5 protein-coding genes and 1 tRNA gene are annotated in these 12741 nt (G+C 35.1%); 4 read left to right on the forward strand and 2 right to left on the reverse strand.

Translation table 11 applies throughout. The features are described from left to right. The first annotated feature begins 29 nt into the window (after nt 1-29). The 3 genes from JC605_RS13705 to JC605_RS13715 all read left to right on the forward strand — a co-directional run bounded on the left by JC605_RS13705 (nt 30) and on the right by JC605_RS13715 (nt 7166). Entirely contained in the window at nt 30-3398 is a 3369-nt protein-coding gene (locus JC605_RS13705; RefSeq protein WP_198856738.1) for a TonB-dependent receptor, read from the forward strand. A 19-nt stretch (nt 3399-3417) separates the two neighbouring features. Continuing rightward, a complete protein-coding gene (locus JC605_RS13710; protein WP_198856739.1) occupies nt 3418-4953 on the forward strand; it encodes a RagB/SusD family nutrient uptake outer membrane protein in 1536 nt (511 codons plus the stop codon). A 395-nt stretch (nt 4954-5348) separates the two neighbouring features. Beyond that, nucleotides 5349-7166, forward strand: a complete 1818-nt coding sequence (locus JC605_RS13715) for an alkaline phosphatase (RefSeq protein ID WP_198856740.1) — start codon at nt 5349-5351, stop codon at nt 7164-7166. Between the two features lie 302 nt (nt 7167-7468). Here the strand turns inward: JC605_RS13715 and JC605_RS13720 are convergent, their stop codons facing one another. Both JC605_RS13720 and JC605_RS13725 read right to left on the reverse strand, forming a co-directional pair. Beyond that, nucleotides 7469-9073 carry a class I SAM-dependent methyltransferase gene (locus JC605_RS13720; protein ID WP_198856741.1) on the reverse strand — a complete coding sequence of 535 codons (1605 nt, stop codon included), beginning with the start codon at nt 9071-9073 and terminating at the stop codon, nt 7469-7471. A 163-nt stretch (nt 9074-9236) separates the two neighbouring features. Further along, nucleotides 9237-9321 (reverse strand) — tRNA-Ser (locus JC605_RS13725). Between the two features lie 334 nt (nt 9322-9655). Here JC605_RS13725 and JC605_RS13730 point away from each other — a divergent pair. Then, nucleotides 9656-12337 carry a T9SS type A sorting domain-containing protein gene (locus tag JC605_RS13730; RefSeq protein WP_198856742.1) on the forward strand — a complete coding sequence of 894 codons (2682 nt, stop codon included), beginning with the start codon at nt 9656-9658 and terminating at the stop codon, nt 12335-12337. Nucleotides 12338-12741 lie beyond the last annotated feature (404 nt).

Here is a 12741-nt window from a genome sequence, read left to right on the forward strand (position 1 = left end):
ACAAAACAATTACACTAAATCTAAAAACTATGAATGAAAAGCAAATGCGGTATGCCAGCATAAGGACAATAGGAACAAAATTATTCCTATTTATGACTTTGTTTTTTGCCGCACTAACAGTAAAAGCTGGGAATGTTGACATTAACAAAAGAGTGACTTTAAAAGTAGATAATGAGAGTATAAAGAATATATTTCAAAAAATTGAAAATCAGGTTGATGTGCATTTTATGTACGAAAGCAGCCAAGTAAATGCCAATCAGAAATTAAGTTTAAAATTGAGTAATGTAACGCTAGAACAAGCGTTGGATAAGATTTGCGGAAATGTGCTTAGATATGAGATTGTGAGCAACAATATTGTAATCAAGAAAAACCAGAAAGTTGCTTCTGCTGATCAGAATAAAATTATGGTTTCGGGAACTGTTTTCGGAGGAGACGACAATATGCCTTTACCAGGAGTTGGAATTAAAGATAAAGGTTCAGACGCAGCAACAGCAACAGATTTTGACGGAACATTTAAATTAGAAGTAAACGCTTCAGAAGCGACACTTGTTTTTTCTTACGTGGGTTATATAACACAAGAAGTAAAAGTTACGAGTTCGCAAAACATCACGGTAAAATTAGCAGCCGACGTAAAACAGCTTCAAGAAGTTGTAGTTATGGGTTACGGAAGTGTGAAAAAAAATGAAGTTTTAGGAGCGGTTGGTTCTGTTTCTATGAAAGAAACTTCTAGCAGAACATACAACAACGCAGCTGAATTATTGCAAGGAACAGTTGCCGGAGTTACGGTAATCAACGATGGTGGTGATCCAACTGCATCTCCAACAATCAACATTCGTGGTATTGGATCTTTAAACGCTGAAACACCTCTAATCGTTTTAGACGGAATCATTTACAGCGGTTCTTTAAACACTATAAATCCAAATGATATTGCATCGATAAACGTTTTAAAAGATGCGGCTTCTGCAGCAATTTATGGTGCAAGAGCTTCTGGTGGGGTAATTTTAATTACTTCTAAAAAAGGAGTTTCAGATAAAATTAATGTGAATGTAAACTACCAAGGAGGTTTTCAGAATGTTGCTAAAAAATTACAAGTTTTAAACGCTGCAGAATATGCTGATGCTATGAATTTAGCAAGAGACAATGCAGGTTTGCCAAGAATTCCTGCTTTTGATCCTGCATTTGAACCAACGGCAAGAACAACAAAAACCAACTGGATGGATGAAATTTTCCGTACAGGAGAAATTCAAGATTTGTCGCTTTCGGTAAATGGAAAAACAGAAAAATCTAATTTCTTTCTTTCTGGAAGTTATAGAAAAAACGAAGGTATTTTGCTAAATACTTATGGAGAACGTTATACAGTAAGAGCAAATTCTTCTTTCAAATTGGCAGATAATTTCACAATTGGAGAAAATATTTCATACTCATTAACAGATGGACAGACTGCTAATACGTCAAGTTCGTATACAGGAGCAATTCAAGCAGCAATTTTGTATCCGCCAAATGCAACGATTTATAGAGAAGATGGTTCAGGTCAGTTTGGCGGTGTTCCAGAAAAATATATTGGTTCTTACGGAGACGTTATCAATCCGGTAGCGTATTTGAAAAGATTAGACAATAAGAACCCTATTTCTACCATTTTGATCAATCCATATGCAGAATGGGAAATTGTTTCAGGATTAAAAGTGAAATCGAACTGGGGTTATACAAGAATCCAAGATAATGCATCAGACTTTACAGTAAAAGTTACAGAGCCAGGAAAGATCTTCGATTTCAACAGATTGACGTTAAAAAACATAACAACTACAGATTTATTGAGCGAGCAGACTATTTCTTATGAGAAATCATTCGGAAAACATAATCTGAAAGCTCTAGCTGGATATACGTATCAAGAAACAAAAAGAGACTTCTATACCGTTGAAGGAACTGGTTTTGACAATGAAGATCCATCACAGCGTTATTTATTAAATGCAAAATTAATTCAGCAGACCGCAGCAGGAAGATCAGATGAAATTATTTCGTCTTATGTGGGAAGAATTAATTACGATTTCAGTCAGAAATATTTAATCTCTGGAATTGTTCGTCGTGACGGAACTTCAAAATTATTAGAAAATAACCGCTGGAAAGTTTATCCTTCAGTTTCCGCAGGTTGGTTAATTTCTGAAGAAAATTTCATGAAAGGTATTGAGCCAATCATCAGCAATTTAAAACTTCGTGCAAGCTGGGGACAAATTGGAAACTTAGGAAACCTTGGGCCATATCAATTTAGTGTGCCTTTGGTACAAACTCAGGCTTTAATTGGAGCAGTGCCATCAATTAATTATGGTTATGCTGAAAGCGAATTGTCAAACCCGAATTTAAAATGGGAAAGTTCTGAACAGACCAATATTGGTTTAGACTTTACGATGCTAAATAATAGCTTGGTTGGATCTGTTGATGCTTATGTAAAGAAAAACAAAGACATGTTGGTTCGTGACCAATTGCCTGGAGTTTCTGGAACGCCACAAGGAAGAATTGTAAACTCGGGAGATGTTGAAAATAAAGGAATCGAAGTGAGTTTAACGTACCAAAAAACTCGCGGAGAATTTAAATTTGATGTTACGGCAAACGCTGGATTTTTAAGCAATAGAATTGTTTCGATTAAAGACGATTTGAATTCATTAGAGCCGCTTGGTTTAAGCAGAGTTCGTAGTTTGCCATTAGCCAATATTTATCAAGTTGGAAGTCCAGTTGGAGCTTTCTACGGATATCAGACAAACGGATTATTTCAAAGTAATGATGAGGTGAAAGCGTATGTAAACAAAGATGGTGTAATGTATCAGCCAAATGCAGTTGCTGGAGATATTAAATTTAAAGATGAAAATGGAGACGGCGTAATCAACAATAGCGATAGAGTAGTGTTAGGAAGTCCTTTCCCAAAAACAACGTATAGTTTGAATGCCAATTTCAGATACAAAGGATTTGATATGAACATCTTTTTTAACGGAGCTGCAGGAAATAGCGTTTTCAATGCTGTAAAACATACAGGTTTAAATGCTTCTTTTCCAGGTTATAACTTATTGTCTGAATCTAAAGAAGCTTGGTCTCCAACAAATACTCATACCAATGTTCCAGTTCTTTCATCAACAGATAACAATAACAACTTTGGGCGTATTTCTGATTTGTTTATCGAAGATGCTTCTTTCTTAAGATTGAAAAACGTTTCGATTGGTTATACCGTTAAAGAAAGCTGGTTGAACGGAAAAGCGAAACTGAGATTCTTTATTTCGGGACAAAACTTATTTACAATCACAAAATATTCTGGAATGGATCCTGAAGTTGGACTTAAAAACTTCGGAATGGATTTAGGACGTTATCCGCTTTCTCGTATTTACATGACAGGTGTTAACGCAACTTTTTAAAAAATAAAAAACAATTAAAATGAAAAAAATAAGTCTTTTATTATTGAGTTTTGTGCTTTTGGTAAGTACTTCGGCTTGCGAAAGCGAACTTGATGTTGTGCCGCAAGGAGCTCCTTCGAGCGGGAATTTCTGGAAAACACCAGCAGATGCAAAAGCAGGAGTAAATGCAATTTACGCTTTGTATTCTGATGATAATATGTACGGTCGTGGTTTCTTTTGGCTGAATAATGCCAGCGATGATATTGGGACTAAACCAAGACAAAATGCAGAAAGAATTAAAAACTTTATTGTAGACGGATCAGAATCGGATACAAAAGACATTTGGAGAATTCACTACGAAATCATGAAACGTTGTAATGACGTAATTCGTAATATTCCCAATATCGCTTTGGATGAAAGTACAAAAAACGGAATGTTGGGAGAGGCTTATTTTAATCATGCTGTAATGCATTTAGAATTGGCATACCATTACGGAGACGATCGTGCGGGAATTCCAATTCAAGACAGAGAAAATCCAACGAATGCCTTTGTGCCTCGCGCAAAAAATGTAGCCGAAAATTACGCTTACATTGCAGCAGATTTAATTAAAGCAGCAGATTTGTTGCCTTATTTTGATCAGCTTACACCAGACAATTACGGACGCGCGCACAAAACTGCCGCTTGGGCTTATTTAGTGCGTACTTATCTGTATGCAAAAGATTGGGACAATGCTATTAAATATGCCAATATGATTGTGGCTAGCGGAAAACACAAATTATTGGACAATTTTGAAGATGTATTTAAAATCAGCAACAACTGGTCTTCAGAATATATCTGGTCTGTAACTTCAAGTGCAGAAAATACTTCTTTAGGTTCTATTTTTCCTGGAGTTTGTTTAGAAGATAAAGGATGGGGAGTTTACAATGGTTGGGGAAATTTCTATCCGACAAAAGAATTATTCGACACTTATGCTGCAAACGATAAAAGACGCAGTGCTACAATTTTACAAAAAGGAGACAAATTTGTTTACTTCGGAGAGACCGTAACTTTCAACGAAGGCAATCACGTAGTAAGTTCAAGTAACAGAACGGGTTATCAGTTTAAAAAATATATGGAGCCGTTTAGTTATCCAAAAACGACTTCGGGCGGAGTAGATATTCGTTATGTAAATGCTAATGGAGACAAGCCTTCAACAGCTTTAAATGTTCCTCTTTTACGTTATGCTGATGTGATTTTGATGTTAGCGGAAGCTAAACTAATGAAGGGTCAAAATGCAGATACAGAAATCAATATGATTCGCCACCGAGCAGGTCTTACAGATATTTCTGGAGCTACAATGGTCGATTTAAAAAGAGAGAGAAGATGTGAACTAGCAGGTGAGTGGACAGACCGCCATTTTGATTTAGTGCGTTGGGGAGATGCAAAAGAAACGTACGCGAAACCATTGCATCATTATAACGGAAGCGTTATTTATCCTGCTCGTAATTTCAATCCTGCAATTCACCACGTTTGGCCAATACCGCCAGATGAAATCGCAGTAAGTAAAGGAGCTTTGACTCAAAACCAAGGCTGGTAATCTATAATTTCATTGTGTTTTTTTAGTTTTTTACGCTGCAGTCTTAGTCAGGAGACTGCAGTTGTAAAAAATAAAGTTTGTCATTCCGAGGAATGGCAAGTCGAACGCATTCACACAATCTTGTCATTTCGACGAAGGAGAAATCCTCACTAGAAGCTCCACAATCTAAATCCCCAATCTTTGCCGAGTTGCTAACGAAGATTTGCTTCGCCTATTCGCTATCGCTCGAGTCTCCTTCGTCGAAATGACAAGATTACTTTTTACTATGTGCATTTAAACTAGTGAAACGCCTTTACACATAAAGAAAACTATGTTTCTATGTGTTAAAAATAAATTACAGAAATCCATTTCTAATAAAATTTCCTACAGCTTTAAAAGAATAAAAATCATTTTCGATGAAAAAAATAATCACCCTTTTTTGCCTTCAATTTTGCTTGTTCGTTCAAGCGCAAGAATACAGTTCTTCAAATATTCATTCTCATAACGATTACGAAAGTAAATTACCTTTTTATGGTGCTTATTCTAATGAAACGGGCGTTATAGAAGCCGATGTCTTTTTAGTAAATAATGAATTGTTTGTGGCACATACTTCTAAAGAAATTGCTTCTCACAATACACTTAAAAGCATGTATTTGGAACCTCTTTCAAACAAATTAAAAACATTGGAAGGAAAAGCGTATCCGAGCAATAAACCTTTAATATTAATGATTGATATTAAGTCTGATGCCGACTCAACTCTAAAAACAATTGTACAACAATTAAAGACTTTTCCAGATATTATTTCGAATAAAAACATAAAAGTGGTTATTTCTGGAAATAGACCTTTACCGTCACTTTGGAAGGAATATCCCGATTTCATTTATTTTGACGGAAGGCTGAATGAAAGCTATACTCCAGATCAATTGGCAAGAGTTGAAATGATTAGCGAAGATTTACATGAAATCACAGTTTGGAACGGAAAAGGAGTTTTGACGCAGCCAGATTCTGAAAAAATTCAGGCAATTATCAAAAAAGTCCACGATCAAAACAAAAAAGTGAGATTCTGGGCTACGCAAGACAACGTGAATACGTATATGACTTTAATGAATTTAAAAGTTGATTTTATAGGAACGGATAAAGTAGACGAACTAACTCAATTTATAAATAACATTAAAACGACATTTTACCAGAATACAGAATTTCACCAAGCTTATGTTCCTAAAAATGTTTTCAAGAATAAACGCCCAAAAAACGTTATTCTCTTAATTGGAGACGGGATGGGATTAGCGCAGATTTATTCTGGATATACTGCAAACAAAGGGCAATTGAATTTATTTAATATTCCAACTCAAGGATTCTCGATCACAAAAGCTTCAGATAGTTATATCACAGATTCTGCCGCAGGAGCAACGGCAATGGCTACGGGACATAAAACTAATAATCGTTTTATAAGTGTTGATGAACAAGGGAAACCGCTTCAGACGATTGCAGAACAATTGGCAAAGAAAAACTATAAAACGGCCATTATTTCTGCTGGAAATATTACTGATGCAACTCCAGCTGCGTTTTATGCACATCAGCCAGAAAGAAGTTTAAGCGAACCAATTGCTAACGATTTTCTTTCAAGTCCGTCAGATATTTTGATTGGAGGAGGTCAGAAAGAATTTATTTCTAGAAAAGATGGTAAAGATTTGTCTAAAGTTTTAATCGAAAAAGGATACACTTTCTCAGATAAATTCTCGAGTTTAGATACGATTAAAAACAGCAAATTTGTCGTTTTAGAAGATGCAGCGGTAGTTTCTATAAAAAATGGAAGAGGAGATTTTCTAACAAAATCTTTAGCGAAAGCGACAAACACTTTTTCGAAAACAAAAAATCCGTTTTTTATTATGGCCGAAGGCGCTCAAATTGATTACGGCGGACATCAGAATAATGTAGAATATGTTGTAAGAGAAATGCTTGATTTTGACAAATTGGTTGGTCAGGCAATGGAATTTGTAGATAAAAATTCAGAAACTTTGTTAATCGTAACAGCAGATCACGAAACTGGAGGATTATCATTAATTGACGGAAGTATTGAAAAAGGGTACGTTCACGGAAGTTTTAGTACCAATGATCATACGGCGATTCCGGTTCCTGTTTTTGTTTACGGTCCAGGATCTGAGAAATTCATGGGAGTTTATCAGAATACGGCAATTTATGACAAGATTATGGAATTGATTGGAGGAAAATAATTTCTTAAATAAATTCAAATTAAAGGAGCGTCTGGAAAGGTCGCTCCTTTATTAATTTCAGAAATATGTCGCTCCGATGGAGCTTTTATTTTGTGTCTTGAATTTTTAGCTATAAATATTTCGCTCTTCCAGAGCTTGAAAACGTTTTTCAAATCCCAATGAAACTATATATTAGTTTTAAATTGTGTCTTAGAAAAGTCCCAGAGGGACGAAATATTTATAGAAATAGAATTGCGGTTTAAGAAAGAGCCCCAGCGGGGTGAAATATATTATTTCAGCTAATTTTAAACGTTACATTTTATTTATTTTCCTTTCAACAAATTGATGCTCACTGTTGCTGTATCGGCGTCAGGAAATCTCTTAAAAATAGATTTATCAGGAAATAATCCTGCTTCTGCGGCAATTGCATTAAAAACATCAATTTCAACAATATATTGGTCCGAAAAACCATGAGTAGCATCATAAGCTGTTGCTGGAGTTCGGCCTAAATTATTGGCCGTAAGTTTTGGATTTATGGTATGAAGTTCAATCAAAAGAAGACCAAATTTATGTACATACGGTGACCACTTTTGTAAATGTTCTAAAAGATTGTCTTCAACAAGATTATTGCTAATTCTTTTTCCTCTGTAAGCAAATGCACCAGTTGAGGTACTGACTCTTTTCTCGTTAACATGTTTAGGGTCTTGCCAAATTCTGTTGTGATCTAGAAAAGTTCTCACATTAAGAAGATCTTTCAAATCAATATTATAATTTTCTTGCAAATCTTCTGCAAGCAAATCGGGACGGCCAATATCTCCCCAAATTACTTTTGCCCAAATATCTGCATTGATCAGATTGGCTCTGGTTACTTTCAAAGCGGTTTGGTTATAATCAACTCCAACTATAAACAGCGGATATTCGTCGAGCATTTTTCCTCTTAAAGTTTGCCTGTCAATTACTTCAAAAATATGTTGTAGAAAAGCGCCATTTCCGCAACCCATATCGAGAATTCCTTTTGGCTGTTCTTCAATAGGAAGATTAAAAAGCTTTATAAGGATTTCATCGACTACTTTAAAATAAGTGTCGTGAGCGCCACCGCTTCCCCAAACGTTCATTTCGCGATCCACATGAAGTTCGTTTTCACCTTCGGCAGTTATTAAAATATCCGGATTTCCAAAAATCAATTCTTCAATTTTAGCAAATGTTGGCAGATAGGAAACCGTAACTCCATAAGCGCTGGCTCTTTTAGCAAAAAATAAACCAGCTTCGGTAAATTGATAATTGCCATTTTTTTCTAGAAACCATCCCAGATGAACAAAAAAGTCTAAAATCTTTTTAAAATTTTCGGGCGATTTATGAAACTCTTCAGGTCTAAAAGAAGTTTCCATAAAATACTTATGAAACATTCCGTTCATTGCCAATCGCACGATAGTTGGTCCGATGAGGTAACCTTCAATATGTTTTAAAATTTGCTCTTGAATGCTATTCGTTAGAGGATCACTGGAAGGCTCAATTTCGTCTCTCTTTTTATATTTTTCAAAAATGATATTGAGTTTTTCAAAAGGAGTGTCTTCAAACAAACGCGGATGAAAATGTATAGATAATTGAAGCAATTCTACAACATCTCTGTAAAGATGAAATAATGAAAAAGCAATTTCGGTTTTCTCATTTACAGAAATTGAAATAGTCTGTGTTTTATTATTGATTTCATAATCTAAAAATCCTTGAGAAGCGAGAACTCGTAAAGCGATATTTAGATAGCCTTCGTTGGCATTAAAAACCGATGTAAGTTCAGATAAAGTGGTTTGCTTTTTATTTAAGATAAAATCTAGTACAGATTTATTTTTTAGCGCTATTGCTACAGGCGCAGTAACTAAGCCGTCAAGATGCCTGAAAATGGAACTTAAGAGTTGTGATTTATCGGTCATAATGCAAAAATGAAGGTTAGTTAAAAATAATGATTTTTTTCTTACTTAATGCACATGATTTTTATGCTAAGGTTTTGCTATAAATTGAATTGAAAAGCCGAGTAAACTTCTGTATAAAGCAAAAAAAAACCTCAATAGAATATTGAGGTTTTTTAAAATTCAGCGGAGAAAGAGGGATTCGAACCCCCGGACCTGTTACAGTCAACAGTTTTCAAGACTGCCGCATTCGACCGCTCTGCCATTTCTCCAGTATGTCGCAATCGTTGCGTGATTGCGAGTGCAAATATAAGGCGTTTTTTTAATTGTGAAAATTTTTTTTGAATTATTTCTAAAGAAAATAATAGAGTAGTAAAAAGAACAGCGATCAATAAAGTTAAGGCTTTCAAAGTCAACAGAGAAAGAGACTTTGTAATCTAAAAATATTTTAGCAGAGAAAAGACATCAGTTTTATTGGCTCTCTGTTTAATTTGTTTCAACTAAACAATTAAATCGTCTGATTTTTAATGTTATACTAATATTTTTCTTATTATTGTAGTATAGTACAGAATAGTACTAAATCTTACTAACTAATATTGAAAAACTATGCAAGAAAAAATTACAAAAGAAAAAGTATCGGTTAAAAAACTACTGACTTTAATGCTATTTTTATTAACGATTTGCAGTTGGAGTCAGAGTTACGAATTTGAAAATGGTACCCGCACTGGAAATGCTGACATTCAAAACTGCGATTCCTGTTCAGGAAAAATTGTCGGTAATTTAGGAGGTACTGGTAGCGTTTCTGTAAATGTTACTGTAGCAGCAACGGGTTGGTACAATCTGCAATTGTTTTATTGTACGGGAGATCCACGTGCGATTCGATTAACAGCTGGTTCTGCCGCGGCGATTGCGATTCCTTGCGAACCGAGTGGAGGATGGAGTACAGCTGCTTCTAAAAACATAAACGTTTATTTGAACAGCGGCACAACAACTTTGCTTTGGGATAATACCAACTCATGGGCTCCTAATCTCGACAAATTTATTTTAACACCTTTAGCAGCAGGAACTAACCAAACTATTGCTTTTGGAACAAATAATAGTATCGTTTATAATTTAACCAATAAAACGTATAGCATAAAATTTAATGGTGCGACTGTAATTAGCAATGCATCTGCTTATGCAAATAGCGATCAGCAGTATGTGAGTACTAATTTTGCTTCAGCGGTTTATAGTTCAGAATCATTTACCGATAATGTGGGAAGCGGAACTAAGCACATTTTTACTTTAAGTGGAAATTATTCGCTCGGAATGCAGCAGATTTTTTATACCTATACCAATAAAAATTATCTGGCTGTACAAGTTGTGCTGACAGGAAATGGTTCAAACTGCTATAAAATGTCTCCTTTAACCAGTAATCAGGTAACGCCAAATTTTGGAACAGGAGATACTAGAGCTGTATTTGTTCCTTACGATAACGATGCCTGGATTCGATATAATGCCTATACTTTAAATTCGGCTGATTTTACAGCATCTGAGGTAACTAATATTTATAATAATACTAATCGTAAAGGTTTGGTAATTGGTTCGTTGGAGCATACAAAATGGAAAACAGGTGTTACAGTAAGTGGCGGCGGTTCTTCATCAGCTTATGTTTCGGTAATTGCAGGTTGGACAAAACAAGATGTAACCCGAGATGCAAGAGGACATGGTTGGGTAAATGTGGGGCAGACAAGTTGCCCTTCTCCAAAAGTAATGATTAATGCTACAGACGATTGGAGAACAGGATTCGAAGAATTTGCACAAGCAAATGCAGCAATGCAACCTAAATATATTTTTGACTGGACAGCGCCAAAACCAATTGGATGGAACAGCTGGGGAGCTATGCAAACCAATATTAACTTGACGAAAGCAAAAGCAGTTGTAGATTTTTTTCATAATGATTGTCCTGCATTTAAAACTCAAGACAATGCTTTATATATTGATCTTGATTCTTATTGGGACAATATGAGTGATGCTGAGCTAGCTCAATTTGTCACTTATGCAAAAAGTAAAGGTTATAAGGCTGGAATTTATTGGGCTCCTTTTGTAGATTGGGGAAAATACAATCGTCAGGTTGAAGGAAGTTCATATACTTATAATCAGTGTTGGACAAAAGTTAACGGAAATCCTTTAGAGTTGGATGGAGCTTATGCTATGGATCCGACAAGTCCAGGAACTAAGGCTAGAATTCACTATTTTATAAATCGTTTCAAAACCGCGGGATTCGAAATGATAAAAATTGACTTCTTAACGCATGCGAGTATTGAAGCTGACAGTTTTGCAAATAATCAGCTTCATACGGGTATGGAAGCGTATCAGGAAGGAATGAAATATTTGATTGATGAAATTGGCGGAACGATGTTAGTGCAAGCCGCAATATCTCCTAATTTGGCTACTGGCCCTTTTGCGCACGTAAGACGTATAGCATGCGATGCCTACACAAACATAAACGAAACAGATTATACTTTGAATAGTACAACTTATGGCTGGTGGCAAAATCAAATTTACGATTATATAGATGCAGATCATATTGTTTTTGGGACTGCTTCAATAGGGCAAAATCGTGCAAGATTATTAAGCAGCGTGGTTACAGGAACAGTAATTGCAGGTGATGATTTTTCTGTTGCGGGTCAGTGGAAAACAACTGCACAAAGTCTTTTGCAAAATAATGATGTAATGAATGTTGCTCGTAACGAGATGCATTTTATTCCTGCCGATGGAAACACAGGATACAATGCCGCAAATGTATTTTCTGCAACATACAACAACGTTACTTATGTAGCTGTTTTTAATTACGGAAATACAACGATGACAAATAATATCAGTTTTAGTCGTCTAGGGCTTGGATCAGGAAACTATACAGTCAAAGAGCTTTATTCTGGAGCGACAAGTACCGCTCAAAGCACATTGAATGTTCAATTGCCTCAAGCAGATGCGGCTATTTATGCTATTTCGAACGCAGGAGTGCTAAGTGCGCCAAGTTACAATTGGCCAACTGCTTCTACAAATTATGTCTTTCCTAATCCTGCATCAAACAGTTTCAGAATTAAGTTTGATCAAGTAATTAATGGTACAGCGACAATTTCATTATATGATATAAGCGGAAAAGAAGTTTGGAAGAATGCTATTACTGCCGAAGACATGATTAGTTCAGAAATACCAGTAAACGGACTTTCAAAGGGTGTTTATATGGTAAAAGTAAAAGCGACTGGACATCCGGTGCAAAACTTTAAGTTTGTTAAGAATTAAAGACTTTTAAAACTTTCAAAAATCCCGATTTTCACTTTAGTTGAGAATCGGGATTTTTTGTTTTGGCTAGAATGTTAAAATGATAATTTTTGATTTATAAAATTTTTTGAGATGTATATTTTTAGTTAGATTTTTGAGATTATGTCATAATTATTGTCAAAATGACTATTTTGAAGAAAAAAAATAAAGCTCTTTTGTAATTGTGTTAAATGTTGATTTTTAGGTAATTATGTTTGTTTGGGCAAAAAAAGTAAGCAGTATTTTTTGCAATGTTCTTGCAGGGTAAATTTTAATTCGTATCATTGTAGTATAGAATAGTATAATAACCAAAAATAAAATTAATGAAACCACATTGTTTATTAATAAAAAAGCTGTTTTTGTCTGGGATAATAATGCTTTTTTTT

The organism is Flavobacterium sp. IB48 (genome assembly GCF_016405855.1).
GTDB lineage: Bacteria > Bacteroidota > Bacteroidia > Flavobacteriales > Flavobacteriaceae > Flavobacterium > Flavobacterium ginsengisoli.